Annotated in this window: 19 protein-coding genes; 13 read left to right on the top strand and 6 right to left on the bottom strand. The window is 72.9% G+C overall.

The window, feature by feature from the left end:
* The first annotated feature begins 14 nt into the window (after window positions 1-14).
* The 3 genes from ASG94_RS19800 to ASG94_RS19810 are packed head-to-tail and all read left to right on the top strand — an operon-like array spanning window position 15 to window position 2,194.
* Entirely contained in the window at window positions 15-593 is a 579-nt protein-coding gene (locus ASG94_RS19800) for a histidine phosphatase family protein (protein ID WP_056928220.1), read from the top strand.
* Between the two features lie 32 nt (window positions 594-625).
* Window positions 626-1,273 carry a DUF6758 family protein gene (locus ASG94_RS19805; protein WP_056928221.1) on the top strand — a complete coding sequence of 216 codons (648 nt, stop codon included), beginning with the start codon at window positions 626-628 and terminating at the stop codon, window positions 1,271-1,273.
* Window positions 1,274-1,321: 48 nt separating this feature from the next.
* On the top strand, window positions 1,322-2,194 hold the full coding sequence (locus tag ASG94_RS19810; RefSeq protein ID WP_056928222.1) for a PHP domain-containing protein: 873 nt from the start codon (window positions 1,322-1,324) through the stop codon (window positions 2,192-2,194).
* A gap of 24 nt (window positions 2,195-2,218) precedes the next feature.
* On the opposite strand, the gene ASG94_RS19815 is transcribed toward ASG94_RS19810, so the two are convergent.
* Window positions 2,219-3,019: an SDR family NAD(P)-dependent oxidoreductase gene (locus ASG94_RS19815; protein WP_056928223.1), complete on the bottom strand. Its 801-nt coding sequence runs from the start codon at window positions 3,017-3,019 to the stop codon at window positions 2,219-2,221.
* 60 nt (window positions 3,020-3,079) lie between these two features.
* Here ASG94_RS19815 and ASG94_RS19820 point away from each other — a divergent pair, with 60 nt between their 5' ends.
* The 3 genes from ASG94_RS19820 to ASG94_RS19830 all read left to right on the top strand — a co-directional run bounded on the left by ASG94_RS19820 (window position 3,080) and on the right by ASG94_RS19830 (window position 5,494).
* Entirely contained in the window at window positions 3,080-3,916 is an 837-nt protein-coding gene (locus ASG94_RS19820) for a ParA family protein (RefSeq protein WP_056928224.1), read from the top strand.
* Between the two features lie 4 nt (window positions 3,917-3,920).
* The gene (locus tag ASG94_RS19825) at window positions 3,921-4,571 is read left to right on the top strand and encodes a L,D-transpeptidase (protein ID WP_056928225.1); all 651 of its coding nucleotides are present in this window, start codon (window positions 3,921-3,923) and stop codon (window positions 4,569-4,571) included.
* 62 nt (window positions 4,572-4,633) lie between these two features.
* A complete protein-coding gene (locus ASG94_RS19830) occupies window positions 4,634-5,494 on the top strand; it encodes a hypothetical protein (RefSeq protein ID WP_056928226.1) in 861 nt (286 codons plus the stop codon).
* A gap of 89 nt (window positions 5,495-5,583) precedes the next feature.
* Here the strand turns inward: ASG94_RS19830 and ASG94_RS19835 are convergent, their stop codons facing one another.
* Window positions 5,584-7,059 carry a DEAD/DEAH box helicase gene (locus ASG94_RS19835; protein WP_056928227.1) on the bottom strand — a complete coding sequence of 492 codons (1,476 nt, stop codon included), beginning with the start codon at window positions 7,057-7,059 and terminating at the stop codon, window positions 5,584-5,586.
* Between the two features lie 203 nt (window positions 7,060-7,262).
* Between ASG94_RS19835 and ASG94_RS19840 the strand changes: the two genes are divergently transcribed.
* The gene (locus ASG94_RS19840; RefSeq protein ID WP_056928228.1) at window positions 7,263-7,988 is read left to right on the top strand and encodes a ferritin-like fold-containing protein; all 726 of its coding nucleotides are present in this window, start codon (window positions 7,263-7,265) and stop codon (window positions 7,986-7,988) included.
* 105 nt (window positions 7,989-8,093) lie between these two features.
* Here the strand turns inward: ASG94_RS19840 and ASG94_RS19845 are convergent, their stop codons facing one another.
* The 4 genes from ASG94_RS19845 to ASG94_RS19860 all read right to left on the bottom strand — a co-directional run bounded on the left by ASG94_RS19845 (window position 8,094) and on the right by ASG94_RS19860 (window position 11,890).
* Window positions 8,094-8,372: a GlsB/YeaQ/YmgE family stress response membrane protein gene (locus tag ASG94_RS19845; protein ID WP_056928229.1), complete on the bottom strand. Its 279-nt coding sequence runs from the start codon at window positions 8,370-8,372 to the stop codon at window positions 8,094-8,096.
* Between the two features lie 149 nt (window positions 8,373-8,521).
* On the bottom strand, window positions 8,522-8,740 hold the full coding sequence (locus ASG94_RS19850; RefSeq protein ID WP_056928230.1) for a DUF3107 domain-containing protein: 219 nt from the start codon (window positions 8,738-8,740) through the stop codon (window positions 8,522-8,524).
* A 71-nt stretch (window positions 8,741-8,811) separates the two neighbouring features.
* The gene (locus tag ASG94_RS19855) at window positions 8,812-9,444 is read right to left on the bottom strand and encodes a TetR/AcrR family transcriptional regulator (protein ID WP_235537342.1); all 633 of its coding nucleotides are present in this window, start codon (window positions 9,442-9,444) and stop codon (window positions 8,812-8,814) included.
* A 124-nt stretch (window positions 9,445-9,568) separates the two neighbouring features.
* Entirely contained in the window at window positions 9,569-11,890 is a 2,322-nt protein-coding gene (locus ASG94_RS19860; protein WP_056928232.1) for an immune inhibitor A domain-containing protein, read from the bottom strand.
* A gap of 278 nt (window positions 11,891-12,168) precedes the next feature.
* On the opposite strand from ASG94_RS19860, the gene moeZ reads away from it, so the two are divergent.
* The 6 genes from moeZ (at window position 12,169) to ASG94_RS19890 (ending at window position 17,475) form a co-directional block, all read left to right on the top strand.
* Window positions 12,169-13,368, top strand: coding sequence for an adenylyltransferase/sulfurtransferase MoeZ (gene moeZ / locus ASG94_RS19865; protein WP_056928233.1), 1,200 nt, complete (start codon window positions 12,169-12,171; stop codon window positions 13,366-13,368).
* Window positions 13,369-13,523: 155 nt separating this feature from the next.
* Window positions 13,524-14,234 (top strand): DUF4129 domain-containing protein, encoded by a 711-nt coding sequence (locus ASG94_RS19870; RefSeq protein WP_056928234.1) that lies wholly within the window; start codon window positions 13,524-13,526, stop codon window positions 14,232-14,234.
* A complete protein-coding gene (locus tag ASG94_RS19875) occupies window positions 14,231-14,692 on the top strand; it encodes a hypothetical protein (RefSeq protein ID WP_056928235.1) in 462 nt (153 codons plus the stop codon). The genes ASG94_RS19870 and ASG94_RS19875 overlap by 4 nt, the downstream gene beginning before the upstream one ends.
* Window positions 14,682-15,686 (top strand): AAA family ATPase, encoded by a 1,005-nt coding sequence (locus ASG94_RS19880; RefSeq protein WP_082624405.1) that lies wholly within the window; start codon window positions 14,682-14,684, stop codon window positions 15,684-15,686. Before ASG94_RS19875 ends, ASG94_RS19880 begins: the two co-directional genes overlap by 11 nt.
* A complete protein-coding gene (locus tag ASG94_RS19885; protein ID WP_056928237.1) occupies window positions 15,683-16,966 on the top strand; it encodes a DUF58 domain-containing protein in 1,284 nt (427 codons plus the stop codon). Before ASG94_RS19880 ends, ASG94_RS19885 begins: the two co-directional genes overlap by 4 nt.
* A complete protein-coding gene (locus ASG94_RS19890; protein ID WP_056928238.1) occupies window positions 16,963-17,475 on the top strand; it encodes a hypothetical protein in 513 nt (170 codons plus the stop codon). The genes ASG94_RS19885 and ASG94_RS19890 overlap by 4 nt, the downstream gene beginning before the upstream one ends.
* The last annotated feature ends 8 nt before the right edge of the window (window positions 17,476-17,483 follow it).

Here is a 17,483-nt window from a genome sequence, read left to right on the forward strand (position 1 = left end):
GCCAGACTCGGCGCATGAACGCCCACACCGCCTCGACGCAGGAGCTCTGGATCGTCCGCCACGGCGAGACGGAGTGGAGCCGCGACGGACGGCACACGTCCACCACGGACCTGCCCCTCACCGAGCACGGCGTCCAGGTGGCCCGCGACCTCGCGCCCCGGCTCGCGGAGGTCGACTTCGACCTCGTCCTCGCCAGCCCGCGCCAGCGTGCCCGGACCACCGCCGAGCTGGTCGGGCGTCCCGGTGCGGAGGTGGACGAGGACCTCGTGGAGTGGGCGTACGGCGACTACGAGGGCGTCACGACCGCCACCATCCGCGAGACCGTCCCCGGGTGGAGCGTCTGGACGCACCCGACCCCCGGCGGTGAGACCGCCCAGGAGGTGTCCGACCGGCTCGACCGGGTGGTCGCCCGCGCCCGCGAGCACCAGGGGCGCACGCTGGTCTTCGGCCACGGTCACGCCCTGCGCGCCCTCACGGCACGCTGGCTGGACCTGCCGGTCGAGTCCGGTCGCCACTTCCGCCTCGACACCTCGACCCTGTCGGTACTGGGCTGGGAGCGGGAGTCGCCGGTCCTGCTGCGCTGGAACTCTTGACGGGTCCGGCGCCCCGCCGCCACCGTGGAGCAATGCTCGCGCCGGGATGCCCCCGCTGCCCGCGGCCCGTCGTGCTCGACGGTCCCGGCTGGGCCTGCCGCGACCACGGCCCGGTGGTCCCGCTCTGGCGCCCGGCCGAGGCGTCGTACGACGCGTTCGTCGCCCACCTCGAGCGCGCCGACGGGTTCCCGACCCTGCTGCCCTGGCCGCTCGGCCCGGGGTGGCACGTCAGCAGCTTCGGCGTGGTCGCCGCGGAGGGCGGGGGCGTGCTGGCGACCGTGACGGCCGTCTCCGGCACCACGCTGCTCGACGGGCCCGTCGACGTCGTGGTCGTCAGCGAGGAGCCCGGCACCGGGATCGGCACCCGGGTCGCCCGCCTGCCGGGTGACACCCCGAGCGACCCCGGCGCGGAGCCGCCGGTCACCAAGGTCCGCGTCGAGCAGGTGTCGGTGCCGATGTGGTCGGTGTCGACCAGCGCCGCCCCGGGCGGCGGCAGCACGGACGTCGAGCTGGACCGCTCCGTGCTGGTCGGGGAGGAGTCCGGGCGGTGGCTGTGGCTGCTGATCCGCCCGGCCTCGGCGATGCTGCTGCTGCGCGACGAGTGGATCCTGCGCGACGCCACGTCGATCGGTCCCTCGCTGGTGGAGGTGCCGTTCGGGGGTCCCGACCCCGGCTGGTGAGCCCTCGGCGATCCGTGCCGCACGCCCGGGCGGTGCCAGACTGGGCCGGTGCGCATCGACCTCCACACGCATTCCTCGGTCAGCGACGGCACGGACCCGCCGGCCGTCCTGGTCCGCCGGGCGCACGAGGCCGGCCTGGACGTCGTCGCGCTCACCGACCACGACACCGCGGACAGCTGGGCCGAGGCCGAGCGGGCCGCCGCGGAGGTCGGCATCACCCTCGTCCGGGGGATGGAGATCAGCACCCGACTGGGCCACGCGAGCGTGCACCTGCTGGCCTACCTCCCCGACCCGACGTACCCGCCGCTGGCCCGGGCGCTGGCCGACATCCTCGACGGCCGCAACGACCGGGTGCCGGCGATCTGCGCCAAGCTGCGCTCGCTCGGGGTCGAGATCACCGAGGACGACGTACGCCGCCGGGCCGGCGACGCCGCGGCCACCGGCCGCCCGCACGTGGCCGACGCGATGATCGCCCGTGGCGTCGTGGCCAGCCGTGAGGAGGCGTTCGCGACCTGGCTCAACCCCGGCCGGCCCGCCTACGTCGACCGGTACGCCGTCCCCCTCGAGGAGGCCGTCGCCCTGGTGGCGGGCGCCGGCGGGGCCAGCGTCGTGGCGCACCCGTGGGGCCGGTCCCGTGTGCTCACCCCCGACCACCTCGAACGCCTCGCGGGCCTCGGCCTGGCGGGCATCGAGGTCGACCACCAGGACCACCCGGCGTCGGTCCGCGAGCAGCTCCGAGGCCTGGCCGAGGACCTCGACCTCGTCGCCACGGGCTCCAGCGACCACCACGGCCTCGGCAAGGTCGACCACGACCTCGGCTGCAACACCACGCCGCCCGAGCAGCTCGAGCGCCTCCTCCAGCGGGCGGGCGACGCCGCGTCCGCGAGCGGCCGGACGACCCCGGCCCTGCTCGTGCCCTGACGCGAGCGCCCGCTCCCGAGCGCCCTACTTGCGCCCGATCGACTGGAAGCGCTGCAGCACCCCGGTCGGCACGGCCCGGGTGAGGGCCACGACCGCCTTGTACTGCGCACCCGGCACCGAGAACACCCGGCCCTTCGCGTGGTCGGCGAGCGCCTTCTCCACCAGGAACCCGGCGTCGAGCCACATGAAGCTGTCGCCGCGGGTCACCTGCATCCGCTCGTGGAACTCGGTCTTGGTGAAGCCCGGGCACAGCGCGGTGACCGTCACCCCGGCGCCGCGGTACTCGTGGGCGGCCCACTCGCTGAAGCTGTTGACCCAGGCCTTGGCGGCCGAGTAGCTGCCGCGGGGCAGGAAGGCCGCCACCGAGGAGACGTTGATGATGCCGCCGTGGCCGCGTTCGGTCATCGCGCCCAGCGCCGCGTGGGAGAGCCGGAGCACCGCGGTGACCAGCACCTGGAGCATCGCGACCTCGTCGTCCACGGGGTTGTCGAGGAAGCGCTTCTTGAGCCCGAAGCCGGCGTTGTTGACCAGCAGGTCGACCGGGCGCTCCCGGTCGGCGACCCGCTCCTCGACCCGTGCCAGGTCGGCGGGGTCGACAAGGTCCGCGCGCAGGACCTCCACCTCGACGCCGTCGGAGGAGCGGATCGCGGCGGCGACCGACCCGAGGCGGGCCTCGTCGCGGGCCACCAGCACCAGGTCGTGGCCGCTCCGGGCCAGCTGCCGGGCGAACTCCAGGCCGATGCCGGCGGTGGCACCCGTCACGAGCGCGGTGGGGCGGGACACGGGTCGCGGGCCGGTGGCGGAGGTCTCGGGGGTGGAGTTCATGCGTCCAGCATCACGGTGTCGCGACGCCAGGGGCAACCGGGTCGGGCATGATGGGCGACGATGACCACCACACTCGCGATCGCCAACCAGAAGGGTGGCGTCGCCAAGACCACGTCCGTCGCCTCGATCGGCGCCGCGCTCGCCGAGCAGGGCCACTCGGTGCTGCTGGTCGACCTCGATCCCCAGGCGTGCCTGACGTTCTCCCTGGGCATCGACCCCGAGGACCTGGACATCTCGGTCCACCACGTGCTCACCAAGGGCGTCGATCCCTCCGAGGTCATCCTCGAGACCGAGGACGGCGTCGACCTCCTGCCGGCCACGATCGAGCTCGCCCGCGCCGAGGCCGACCTGCTCACCCGCACCGGCCGCGAGCACGTCATCCGGGGCGTCGTCGAGCAGCTCGCCGAGGACGAGGCGGGCTACGACTGGATCCTGCTCGACTGCCCGCCCTCGCTGGGCGTGCTGACGGTGGCCGCCCTGACTGCCGCCGACGGCGTCCTGATCCCGCTCCAGTGCGAGACGCTGTCGCACCGCGGTGTCGGCCAGCTGCTCGACACGGTCCACGACGTGCGCCGCTTCACCAACCGCGGCCTCGAGGTCTGGGGCGTGCTGCCGACGTTGTACGACGGTCGCACCAACCATGCCCGCACCGTCCTGGAGACCATCAGCGAGACCTACGACCTCGAGGTCGTCGAGCCGCCGATCCCCAAGACGATCAAGTTCGCCGAGGCGCCGGCCGCGGGTCGCTCCATCCTGTCGACCAGCCGCAGCAACAAGGGGGCGCAGGCCTACCGCGAGGTGGCCGCCAACCTGGTGCTCCGCTCGCAGCGGCCCAAGGCCAAGAAGTCCCGGGCCACGAAGTCGAAGGCGAAGGCCGCCGGCCGGGGCGGGGCCTGATCCCGTGAGCCACCACCGGTCCGCCCGTCCGCGCTACGGCCGGATCGTGCTGGCCGTGGCCTCCTGCGTCGTCACGGCGGTGTCGGTGCTCGGGGGAGTGGGCCTGCTGCCGGTGGAGGGCGAGTCCGCGGTGGCCTCCGACGCCCCCGACCCGGGGCCGGTGGGGGAGACCGCCGTGCTGAGCGGGTCCACCACGACGCCCCCGGCTCCCGTCCCGACCACCCCCACCCCGACCGAGACCGCACCGGACCCCCTCGCGGTCCCTGCCGACTCGGGCACCGGGCGCCGGGTGGTGTTCAGCGAGGAGGCCCAGCGGGTCTGGCTGCTCGACGCCGACGAGGCGGTGCGGCGTACGTATCTCGTGAGCGGGAGCGTCACCGACAACCTCCGGCCGGGCAGCTATGAGGTCTGGTCGCGCTCGCGCTGGGCCGTCGGCATCGACGACTCGGGCGTCATGGAGTACTTCGTCCGCTTCGCCCACGGGCAGCGCGCCGCCATCGGCTTCCACTCCATCCCCACCAAGCTCGGTGAGCCCCTCCAGACCCGTGCGCAGCTCGGGACCCCCCAGTCCCACGGGTGCATCCGGCAGGCGATCCCGGACGCCGTGGCGATGTGGCGCTTCGCCGCCGCCGGCACCACCGTTGTCGTCGTCTGACCCACCCGTGGTATCGGACGCCGATTTGGCGCCACGCCGAGGGCATTGCCTAGGGTGCCCGGATGCCCCCGACGACCAAGACCTTCCTCGCCGCCGGCGTGCTGGCCCTCGGACTGGGCTCCGCCCCGGCCGTCACGAGCGGCCCGGCCCACGCCGACACCCCCTCCACCAGCACGACGACCACGACGTCGACCAGCACGTCGACCACCGACAGCCGCCCCCGCAACGGGTACGGCGTCCGGATCACCACCTTCAACATCCTCAGCTCCGCGATGGCCCGAGGCGGCATCGACCGCGCCGGTCGTGCGGCGCGCTGGGTGCAGAAGGAGGAAGCCACGGTCGCCGCGTTCCAGGAGGTGGCCAAGGACCAGCTGCGGCACATGCAGAAGGCGCTGCCCGGCTACAACTTCTTCCCACGCCGCACGCTCGGCACCCGCGGCTCGGCCATCCAGATCGCCTTCAAGACCTCCGAGGTCAAGGTCATGGAGACCGGCCACGTCATGCGGCCGTTCCTCGGCTGGCAGCGCCCGATCCCCTACATGCGCCTGCGTGACCGCGACACCGGCCGCGGCTTCTGGGTGATGGCGATCCACAACGCCCCCGGCACCCACGAGACCGAGCGCGACGTCTCCACCCGCAAGGAGATCGCGAAGATCAAGCAGATGCTCGGCAAGGACCGTCCCGTCTTCGTGATCGGCGACGTCAACGAGCGCTCGGAGTTCTGCTCCCAGGTCGCCCGCGCCACGCCGCTGGTGTCCATGAACGGCGGCACCGCCAAGAGGCCGTGCCCCGTGCCCCGCTTCGGTGGGCCGGACTGGATGCTCGGCACGGGCGCGGAGTTCTCCGGCTTCGAGAAGGTCTACAACGGCATCAGCGACCACCCGGCGCTCACCGCCCGGGCCTGGGTGCCGTCCAAGAGCTGACCGCGAGGCGGCGTACGACGCAACGACACGAAGACCCGGTGCCAGCAGGCACCGGGTCTTCGTCGTGTCAGGGGAGCGTCAGGGGAGCGTCACTCCGAGGCGGGGCCCGAGGCCGCGGTGGCCGAGCCGCCCGAGCGGGTGCGCCGGCGACGGTTGCGGTTGCGGCTCGCACCCTCGGCGGCGGGCTTGTCACCGACCGCGTCGCTCGCCGGGCCGGACGCGGTCGAGGCTGCGCCGCCCTCGACCGGGGCGCCACTGCGCGTGCGGCTGCGCGAGCGGTTGCGCTCGCGCGGGGCGCGGTCGCGGTCGCCGGACGGCGCGCGGTCCTCGCGCGGCTTGCGCTCGACGGGGGCGGCGTCGACGATGCGGCCCCTGGTGCCGACCGGGATGCCCTGGTCGTGGAAGAGGTGCTCGGAGGTGGAGTAGGTCTCCGTCGGCTCGGGGAACGGCAGGTCGAGCGTCTTGTTGATCATCTTCCAGCGCGCGATGTCGGGCCAGTCGACCAGCGTGATCGCCGTACCGGTGGCCCCGGCGCGACCGGTGCGACCGATGCGGTGCACGTAGGTCTTGTCGTCCTCGGGGCAGGTGTAGTTGACGACGTGCGAGACGCCGCGGACGTCGATGCCGCGGGCGGCGACGTCGGTGCACACGAGCACCTTGAGCTTGTCCTCGCGGAACTTGGCGAGCGCCTTCTCGCGGGCGATCTGCGCCATGTCGCCGTGCAACGGGGCGGCCGCGAAGCCGCGCTCGGCGAGGTCGTCGGCGATCCGCTGGGCCTGACGCTTGGTGCGGGTGAAGACGATCATCTTCTCCGCGTCGTCGGCCTGCAGGACGCGGCCGATGATCTCCGGCTTGTCGAGGTCGTGGGCGAGGTAGATGAACTGCGCCGTGGCGGGCACGGTCGCGTTCTCGTACGACGACTCGGCGCGGATGTTCATGGGGTGCCGCATGTGCGTGCGGGCCAGGGCCACGATGGCGGCCGGCATGGTGGCCGAGAACAGCATCGTCTGCCGCGTCTCGGGCGTCATGCTCAGCAGCCGCTCCACGTCGGGGAGGAAGCCGAGGTCGAGCATCTCGTCGGCCTCGTCGAGCACGAGCGCGTGCACGTGCGAGAGGTCCAGGGCGCGGCGGTTGGCCAGGTCGATGAGGCGACCGGGGGTGCCGACCACGATGTCGACGCCGGCGGCCAGGGTGTCGAGCTGGGTGTCGTAGCCGACGCCGCCGTAGACGGTCAGCACGCGCAGGCCGAGGTCGGCGCTGGCCAGGTGCAGGTCGTTGGAGACCTGGAGCGCCAGCTCGCGGGTCGGGGCGACGATGAGGGCCTGCGGCTTGCCCTGCGGCAGGTCGGCGTACGCCGGGTCGGTGGTCGTGACGCTGCGCTGCAGCACCGGGATGCCGAAGGCGAGGGTCTTGCCGGTGCCCGTGCGGGCCTGGCCGATCAGGTCGGTGCCCATCAGGGCGACCGAGAGGGTCATCTCCTGGATGGCGAAGGGGGTGGTGATGCCGGCGCGCTCCAGCGCGTCGCAGATCTCGGGCAGCACGCCGAGCTCGCGGAAGGTGGTCATGCGGGTTCGCTTTCGTCGATTCGAGTCCGTGGGAGCGGCGGACCGAAGAGGCAAGCCTGCCGCGCACATGCGTCGGCGCCGGGAGAGACCGGGTCGGTCCACCGGGTGGTCGGAGGGCTGCTGCTCTGCGTGGTGCGAGGACGGCGGCACTCGGGCTCCGGCGTGGCGCTCGATGCGGTCACTGTATCCCCTAGGGTGCGGACATGACTGAATCCTCCGCCGCGGCCCCGGGCCCGGATGCCGGTGGGACTCCCGTCGAGGCGGTCCACGACCCGGCGTACCGGCAGGCAGTGATCGAGCTCCTCGGTGTCATCGCGTACGGCGAGCTGTCGGCCTTCGAGCGGCTCGTGGAGGACGCCAAGCTGGCCCCGACGCTGGCCGACAAGGTGGCGATGGGCCAGATGGCGACGGCGGAGTTCGCGCACCTGTCCCGGCTCACCGAGCGGCTCGAGTCGCTGGGTGCCGACCCGTTCGCCGCGATGGAGGCCTTCCGGCCGAGCTTCGACTCCTTCCACCGCCACACGGCGCCGGCCGACTGGTACGAGGGACTCATCAAGGCCTACGTCGGCGACGGCCTGGCCGCGGACTTCTACCGCGAGATCGCGGCGTACCTCGACGCCGACACCCGCGACCTGGTCATCGACGCCCTCGACGACGCCGGGCACTCGGCGTTCGTCGTGGAGCGGGTGCGCGCCGGCATCGAGGTCGACCCGCGCCTGGGAGGCCGGCTCGCCCTGTGGGGACGCCGGCTGATGGGCGAGGCGCTCACCCAGGCCCAGCGGGTCGCCGCGGAGCGCGACGCCCTCAGCGCCCTGCTCGCCGGGGGAGTGGACCGCCCCGGCCTCGACCTGGCCGCGCTCGGGCGGATGTTCGCCCGGCTCACCGAGCGGCACGCGGAGCGGATGGCCGAGCTCGGCCTCGACTCCTGAGGCATCCCCGACCCGGACGGCCCGACCCGGACCGGCCGCACGCGTGACGAAGGGCCCCGCACCAGCCGGTGCGGGGCCCTTCGACGTGGTGCTGGGGTTGCTGCGTCAGACGTGCGTGCGCGAGCCGGCGTTGCGGCCCGTGACGGTCGAGGCGATCACGACCAGGACGGCCGAGGTGATGATGGCGACGATCCAGCGGACCCAGTCGACACCGTTCGATCCGTTGCCACCGAAGGCGGCGTAGATGTAGTAGCCGAGGATGATGCCGCCGATGCCGCACAGGACGGTGAGCCACAGCGGGATGTTGTCCTTGTCGCCGGGGGCGACGAGCTTGCCGAGGAGGCCGATCACGACGCCTCCGATGATGAGCCACAGGATGTCCACGAGTTCTGCCTTTCGGATGCCGCACCCTGATGGTGCGGTCTGCGCCGACGAGATGTCGGCACCCTCGCATCATCGTCCTGTCAAGGGGTCGGATCAAACACCGACCCCCCGAGGGGTGACGGCGCGTCGCGGCGCTCGTGGAGGGTGGCTCAGCGGTAGCCGACGGCGCCGGCCACGCCGCCACCGATCTCGACGTACGCGATCTTGCTGCCGGGCACCGCGATGCGGCGCCCGCGGGTGTCGGTGAACGCGAACAGGCCCGAGGACGCGATGGCCTCGGCGAGCTGCGACTCGATGTCCTCGGGGCTGGCGTCGGTCTCGACGACCAGCTCGCGAGGGGCGTGCTCGACGCCGATCTTGACCTCCACGGGGTGACTCCTTCAGGTGTACGACGGGGTGTGCGGGACGTGGGGCCGACGGTAGCGAGCGGGCCCTGAGGTCAGTGGTCCAGGGGGTAGCCGCGGATCCCGCGCCAGGCGAGGCCGGCGACGAGCGCCGCGGCGTCCGACTGGCTGATGCCGGCCGTCTCCGTGAGCCAGAACCGCGCGCTGACCTGGGCCATTCCCACCAGCGAGACGGCGAGCAGCCGGGAGGGACCGTCCGGCAGGCCGGTGTCCTCGTGGATGACCTCGGCGATCATCGTGGCGCACTCGGTGGTGACCCGGTCGACGTGCTCGCGCACCGCCGGCTCGCTGGTCAGGTCGGACTCGAAGACCAGTCGGAACGCGCCGGTGTCGGCGGCGACGTAGGTGTAGAAGACGTCCATCGTGGCCTCGACGCGGCGCTTGTTGTCCTGGGTCGCGGCGAGGGCCTGGCGGCAGTTGTCGATGATGGTGTCGCACGAGGTGTCGAGCAGCGCGAGGTAGAGCTCGAGCTTGCCGGGGAAGTGCTGGTAGAGCACCGGCTTGGAGACGCCGGCGCGCTCGGCGATGTCGTCCATGGCGGCCGCGTGGTAGCCCTGGGCGACGAAGACCTCGAGGGCCGACTCGAGCAGCTGGGCGCGGCGCTCGCGTCGCGGCATCCTGCCGCCGCGCGGCCGGGGCTCGCCCGGTTCGAAGCGATCAACGCTCACGTGTGTGTCCCTCCACGATGGATGAGCCCGCAGCCTACTCGCAGGTAGACCCCCGACCGACGAAGCCGGGGCCCGCGTCACGCGGGCCCCGGCTCTCGGTCGGTGCGGTGGTCGTGCGGTGGGGTCAGGGAGTCGTGACCGCCGCGGGGTTGCTGACGGCGACGGTGAGGAACGTGCCGTCGTCGCCGGTGACCGTGGCCTTGACGCCGACGCCGGCCACCTTGACGGAGTTCTGCGGGGCCGCAGCGTCGTAGTAGGCGGTCGGGTTGGTGTCGTCGAACGTGGCCTTCTGCTTCACGCCGCCGGCGCACGCCTCGAGCGTCTCCACGGTCGGCGCCTGCCGGGTGCCGCCCGCGACCTCCTTGTGGAGGCAGACCCGGTCGACGATGTCGAGGCCGAAGGTGGCGTCGAACGGCTCACGCCGGTTGCTCGGGCTGCTGCCGTCGGGATAGGTCAGCGAGTTGGGCGTGGCGTCGACGACCATCGCGGCGCCGGCACCGGGGTGCGCGGAGACGTTGTTGTCGGTGTACGACTCGTCGACGTACCAGACCAGCATGCCGTCCTGGAACGGGAAGAACTCGACCCAGTTGGGCTTGGTCAGGCCGTTGGAGAACTGGTAGGGCCCCTGCTGGAGCGTGGCGTCGTAGCCCACGTACTGCCGGTTCTCGATCAGGTAGTAGCGCTTCGCGTTGGTGACGTCGGTCCCGGTGGAGATCGTCCAGCCCTTGGCGTCCCAGCCGTTGGTGCCGGACTCGGCGCCGTCGGTGAAGGTGGTGGAGCCCTTGACGGTGACGTCGTCGAGGAAGGCGCCGGCCTCGTTGTAGCCGCCGTCGGTCTTGTACAGGAAGCGGAACAGCGACTCCTGGCCGCCGGCCTTGTAGCTGTAGCGCAGGCCCGTCCACGCGTTGCGCGACGACCCGTCGATCGGGTTGCCGACGTTGGTCCAGGTCTGGCCACCGTCGAGGGAGTACTGGGCGTACAGGTAGTCGTAGCCGGCCTCGATCTCGTACCAGGCACTGGCCGTCACGGTCACCGACGAGGACGCCGGGACGGTGCGGGTCAGGGTGTTGGACAGGTCGTCGCCGCGACCCGACCACCAGGCGTGCGTGCCGCTCGGCGGGGTGGTGTAGGCGTTGGTGATCGTGGAGTTGGGCAGGTTGACCTTGATGGCCTGGTCGGCCTTGGCGTAGGTGTGCTGCGACGGGCCGAGCTTGTAGGTGCCGCTCTGGCCGGCGTTGACCTCGGTGTGGTCGAGCCAGCCGAGGAACAGCTTCTCCTCCGGGCCCATCAGGCCGGGGACGGTGCCGATGCCCTCCTGCCCGGCCGGCGCGCTGGCGCCGTGGCTGAGCCACGAGCCCGAGGACATGAGCGTCCAGAAGGCGCTGCCGTTCTCGCCGCCCGCGGTGTCGTAGTAGTCGGGCAGACCGAGGTCGTGGCCGAACTCGTGGGCGAAGACCCCCAGGCCGCCGTTCTCGGGCTCCACGGTGTAGTCGCCGATGAAGTACTTCGAGCCACCGATCTGCGCGCCACCACCGAGGTTGTTCTGGGTGCCGATGCTCGGGCCGGTGGTGCCGTAGCCGGTGCCGACGTACCAGCGGTGCGACCAGATGGCGTCCGCGTCCGCGCCCGCCTCCTCGCCCTCGCCGGCGTGCACGGCCTGGAAGTGGTCGATGTAGCCGTCGGCCTCGGTGAAGTCGCCGTCGCCGTCGAAGTCGTAGCGGTCCCACTCGTCGAACTGCGCGAGGTAGGCGTCGATCTGCGCCGGGGTCTGGCCCGCCGCGAGCTGTGCCTGGTACCAGGAGTCGGCGGAGTCGTTGATGAACGACCAGGAGCCGCCGTTGTCCTCGACCGCGTTGTCGCCGTACGTCGAGGCGTTGCCGGGGACCTTGACCCAGTCGGTGACGGTGTTGATCGCCGTGTAGCGACCCGAGGAGAGCTGGGTGTAGTAGTTCTTGAAGGACTCCCCGTCGCCGTTGAACATCTCCTCGAAGTGGGCCTTGCTGAAGTCGGAGACCCAGTAGGTGGAGTTGTCGGTGGCCCGGTCGGGCTCCGGGATCTGGTTGTGCAGGGGCCCGGGCGTGGTGCCTAGCTTGCCGGAGCCGGTGTCGCCGAACTCGGACAGGATCGTGAAGATCTTGTCGGTCTTCTCGATCGGGAACTCGACGTACGACCCGTCGGCGAGCTTGACGGTGGACCCGCCCCCCGCCTGCGGCTTGAGCGTGGCCTTGCCGTTCTCGAGCAGCGCGAGGGCCTTGGTCTTGAGGCGCTGCTGCTTCTTCGTCTGCGGTCCGGGGCGGTTGTCGGAGCGGTGGGTGGCCGACTGGCCGCCGTCGCCCTGCCGGTCGGGGGATGCGGTCGCCGAGGTGACGGAGACCGTGGCGCCCATGGTCGCGCAGACCGCGAGGGCCGTGCTCCCGGTGAGGAGGCGTCGGGTGAGGGAGTTCAAGATGTCGTGCCTTCCCGGAGTGGGTGGGGGGTGTTGTCCGGGCAGCCGACGCAGATGTCGCCGTGGGGTCCCGCCCGAACAGGATTTCTTCAACCTGCTGACCTTCACCCACGGACGTCGTCCTGACAAGACCCCCGTCCGGGTGAGGTGCCTTCCGTGACCGTCCGGATGCCGGGACGTGACGGGGCCGCGACCGGGCCCCGGGGAACATGGGCAGGGTCGCAGGCGTTGCCCCCACGTCCCGCGAGAACCGTGTCGAGAAGCCCTAGGAGTACGCCGTGTCGTTCGCCCCGCTCGTCGAGCCTGCCGCCGAGCTCACCATCGACGAGGTGCGCCGCTACAGCCGGCACCTGATCATCCCGGACGTGGGCATGAGCGGCCAGAAGCGCCTCAAGAACGCCAAGGTCCTGGTGATCGGCGCCGGTGGGCTCGGCTCGCCCGCCCTGCTCTACCTGGCCGCGGCCGGGGTCGGCACCCTCGGCATCGCCGAGTTCGACGAGGTCGACGAGTCCAACCTCCAGCGCCAGATCATCCACGGCCAGTCGGACGTCGGTCGCCCCAAGGCGGAGTCGGCGCGCGACTCGATCCTCGAGACCAACCCGCTCGTGAACGTCGTCGTGCACAACGAGCGCCTCGACAACGACAACGTCAAGCAGGTCTTCGAGGGCTACGACCTGATCGTCGACGGCACCGACAACTTCGCCACCCGCTACATGGTCAACGACGCGGCGTACTTCCTCGGGATCCCCTACGTGTGGGGCTCGATCTACCGCTTCGACGGCCAGGCCTCGGTCTTCGCGCCCATGCTCGGCGAGGACCTGCCGTGCTACCGCTGCCTCTACCCCGAGCCCCCGCCGCCGGGCATGGTGCCCAGCTGCGCGGAGGGCGGCGTGCTCGGCGTGCTGTGCGCGAGCATCGGCTCCATCCAGGTCAACGAGGCCATCAAGCTGCTGACCGGCATCGGCGACCCGATCGCGGGCAAGCTGATGATCTACGACGCGCTCGAGATGGAGTACCGCAAGCTCAAGGTCCGCAAGGACCCCCACTGCGCGCTGTGCGGCGAGAACCCGACCGTCACCGACCTCATCGACTACGACGCGTTCTGCGGTGCCGTCTCCGACGAGGCCGCCGAGGCGGCCGCGGGGTCGACGATCTCGGTGAGCACCCTCGAGCAGATGCTCAAGGAGCGCGAGGCCGGGGAGCGCGACTTCGTCCTGGTCGACGTGCGCGAGCCCAACGAGTACGAGATCAACAAGATCCCCGGCTCGGTGCTGATCCCCAAGGGCGAGTTCCTCAACGGCAACGCCCTCGGTCAGCTGCCCGCCGACAAGCAGGTCGTCATGCACTGCAAGTCCGGCGTGCGCTCGGCCGAGACGCTGGCCATCGTCAAGGGCGCCGGCTACGCCGACGCCGTCCACGTCGGCGGCGGCGTGGTGGCCTGGGTGTCGCAGATCGACCCCAGCCAGCCGACGTACTGACGCACCGACCACACGCGGCGACACCACCGCGAGCCACCGAGGCGTGACCCCGACGGGTCACGCCTCGTTGGCGTCCGTGGCCGGCGGCTCCGTCTCGTGGGGGACGGAGCCGTCGGTCCCGCCGCAGGGCCGTCCCTCCGTCTAGGGTCGTCGCCATGAGGAGGCCAGCCGTCGTCGCCACGCTGGCCGTCGCGGCGACGAGCCTGCTCGTGGTGCTCGCCGTCTGGGCCGCGCTCATCGGTCCCCAACAGGTCTTCACCGGCGACGGGCCCGAGAAGGTGCCCGAGTCGTCGGTCACGACCGAGGACGCTCCCGTCGACACCGCCGGCACCACCCGGGACGACGTGGAGCAGTCCGACCCGCCCACCTGGGTGCGGGTCCTGCTCAACGTCGTGGGTGGCGCGATCCAGCTCGCGGCGCTGGCGGGAATGGTGCTGGCGGTGGTCCTCGTCGTCCGCCGCCTCCACACCGCCTGGGCGCTGCGCCGCGTCCACGAGGAGGCGGCGACGGGGGAGTTCGAGGTCCTCGACGACCGGCGCCGGGTCGCCGACGCGATGGCGCAGGACGTCGTCGCCCAGACGCGGATCCTCGAGGAGGGCGAGCCGCGCAACGCGATCGTCGAGTGCTGGCACCGCTTCGAGGTGCAGGCCGAGCGCGCCGGCCTGGGCCGGCACCCGTCCGAGACGTCCTCCGAGCTGGCGCTGCGCATGCTGGACGTCGCGGACGTGGACCGGGCCGCCGTGACGCGCCTGCTCGGGCTCTACCGCGAGGCCCGCTTCAGCCCCCACGAGGTCGGCGAGGACGACCGTCGCGCCGCGCTCGACGCCCTCGCGCGCATCCGCGCGGGGTCCGGGGCGGTCCGGTGACCGGCTCGCTGCGCCGCGCGTGGACGGCACGCGCCGGCCTGCTCGTCGCGATGATCGTGGTCGGGCAGGTGGTGCTCACGCTGCTCGACTTCGGCCCGCGACTGCTCGGCTGGGCGCTGCTCATGACCACCGTGGCGGCGCTGGTGTGGCTGCTGCTGGACGCCAACGAGACGCGACCGGCCGACTGGATCGACAGCCGACCGCCCCTGGTCCGACCCGACGCGGGCGAGGAGTCGTCGTACAGCCGGATCCTCGAGAGCCACCTCGACGCCCGCGAGCCGGGTCCGGCCCTGCGGGACCGCCTGGTCGCGCTCGCCCGGACGCGCGACCCCGCGCTCTCCGACCCCGAGCTGAGCGACCTCGCCCGACAACCTGCCCGCCGGCTCTCGCCGGACGAGATCGACCACTACCTGAGAAGGATCGAGGCCATCCGTGAAGGACGACGCCGTGACTCATGACGCCGTGACCCCAGACGCCACCACCGCGGGGCGGCTCAGCACTGCCGAGGCGACCCGCCTCGCGGCCGACGTGCTGGACAGCGTGGGCCGGGCCGTCGTCGGCAAGCAGCACGCGCTGGGCCTGGTGCTGGCCGCGATCCTCGCCAAGGGGCACGTGCTCATCGAGGACTTCCCGGGCCTCGGCAAGACGCTGGCCGCGCGGTCGTTCGCCCAGGCCCTCGGGCTGGACTTCGCGCGGGCCCAGTTCACGCCCGACCTGCTGCCGGCCGATCTCACCGGCTCCTACGTCTTCGACCAGCGCACGAGCGACTTCTCGTTCCGCCGGGGTCCGCTCTTCACCGGCCTGCTGCTGGCCGACGAGATCAACCGCACGCCGCCGAAGACCCAGGCGGCGCTGCTGGAGGCGATGCAGGAGGGTCAGGTGACCGTCGAGGGGGAGACCCACCTGCTGCCCCGGCCCTTCCACGTGCTCGCGACCGCCAACCCGGTGGAGTACGAAGGCACCTACCCGCTGCCGGAGGCCCAGCTGGACCGCTTCCTGATGCGGGTCGACTTCGGCTACCCGACCGCCGACGAGGAGTACGACGTGGTCGCCCGGCGGGTGGCCCGCCGTCAGGAGGAGGTGGCGGTCGAGCCCGTGACCGACGCCGCCGGGCTCGCCGCGCTGCAGGCCGCCGTCGAGCGGGTGGCGGTCGACGAGTCGGTCGGTCGCTACTGCGTGGCCCTCGCCGCGGCGACCCGTGACCACGGCGAGGCACTCACCGGGGCGTCCCCGCGCGGCAGCCTGGGCCTGGTGCTCGCGGCGCGCGGCTGGGCGGTGCTCCGCGGTCGTGACTACGTGGTCCCCGAGGACGTGAAGTCGGTGGCGCGGGCCGTGCTGGGCCACCGGGTCACCGTGCGTCCCGAGCTGTGGATGACCTCCGCGTCGGGGGCCAAGGTCGTCGACTCCGTCCTCGCCACCGTGCCGACCCCCCAGACACTGGAGCGGCGGTGACCCGGTGGTGCGCCACGCCGGCCCTGGCCCGCGCCTGGGCCGTGGCCGCCGCCGGGTTGGTCGGGGCCGTCACCCTCGGGTCGCCGGTGCTGGTCGTGCTGACCGCGCCGTTCCTGCTGCCGGCGCTCCTCGGCCTGCTCCACCATCCCCGCACCACGCCTCGCCTGGCCGCCGACCTCGGCGTGCTGCGCCTGCACGAGGGCCAGGGCACGGTGAGCGCCCTCGCCGTCACCCCCCTCGACGGGGTCGAGCACGTCACCCGCGCGATGGAGCGCCCGGCGTACGTCGTCCTCTCGCCGCTGCGCGGAGCGGTCGGCGGCCTCGTGCGCGACGGCCTGCCCGGCGTGGAGGTAGGGGTCACCCGCTGGGGACCCCGCTCGCTGGGCAGCGAGCAGGTGGCCCTGACCGGCGCGTGGGCCGGGTTCCGCTGGGGCCCGGTCGGGCTGCCCGGGGCGACCCTGGGCGTGCTGCCGCAGGCGGCGGCCTTCGACTCGCGGGCCGAGGCGCCGCAACCCGACGGGCTCGTCGGCGCCCACCGCTCGAGGCGGGTGGGCAGCGGCTCGGAGTTCAGCGGGATCCGGCCCTTCGCCGCCGGTGACCGCCTGCGTCGCATCCACTGGCCGGTGTCGCTGCGCACCGGTTCCCTCCAGGTCGTCACCACCCGCTCCGAGCTCGACTCCGGCGTGCTGGTGGTGGTCGACGCGCTGCGCGACATCGGGCGCAGCGGCGGCGTGCACGGCACCGCCAGCAGCCTCGACCTCACCGTGCGGGCGGCCTCGGCGCTGGTCGAGCACCACGTCCGCGTCGGCGACCGGGTCGGCCTGCGCGTCCTGGGTCCGGGTGACGCGCGGGTGCCGTTCGGGACCGGCACCCGCCACCTGCACCGGCTGACCGGGACGCTGGCTCGGGTGGTCCCCGAGACCCGCCACGTCGAGGAGGACGCCGCCCTCGACCTCGGCGTGCAGGGCGACTGCGTGGTCTACGTGCTCTCCCCGATGCTCCACGCGCCGGTCGTCACCGCGACCGCGACGCTGGCCGCCCGGGGGGTGCCGGTGCTGGTGATCGACACCCTCGGTGAGCGCGACCTCGACGCGCTCGGCGGCCCGCGGTCGCGGACCGTCCTGGCGTGGCGGATGCGTCGCGTCGAGCGGGACAACCTGCTCGACCGGCTCGGCGCCCTGGGGTGCCCGGTGGTCCCCTGGCGGGGGCCCGGCACGGTCGACGACGTGCTGCACCGGCTCGCCCGGCGCGCCCAGCAGCCCCGGGTGCGGGTCCGGTGAACGTGGTCCGGCGGTGGAGCCGCTCCGCGCTCCTCGCGCGGACGCTGTTGGTCGTCCTGCCGGTGGTCGCCGTCGCGGCCGCGTGGCAGCCCCCGGCGGCCCCGTTCGTCGTGGTCCTCGTCGTGCTGGGCGGTCTGTGGGCGGCGATGCCCGAGTCCCCGGCGGGGCCGGTCGTGGTCCTGCTCGTCGTGGCGTGGTGGGGCGCCCGCGTCGACGACCCGCTGGCGCCCGGCGTCCTGGTGGCGGCCGCGGCCCTGGTGGGCGCCCACGTCGCCGGCGTGCTGGCGTCGTACGGGCCCGCACGGATGCCGATCGGGCGTGCCCCGGCCTGGCTGTGGGTACGCCGCGGGCTGCTCGCCTGGCTCGTCGCCCCGCTGGCGTGGCTCGCCGCCCGCGCCCTCGACGACGCGCCCGACCAGCCCACGCTGTGGACGGTCGCGCTGGTGACGGTGGCCGCCCTGGTGGTCGCGGCGGGGATGGCGCTGCGCGAGGCACCGACGGACGTGTGACCCACCGA

The sequence above is a fragment of the Nocardioides sp. Soil805 genome (genome assembly GCF_001429625.1).
Lineage (GTDB): Bacteria > Actinomycetota > Actinomycetes > Propionibacteriales > Nocardioidaceae > Nocardioides.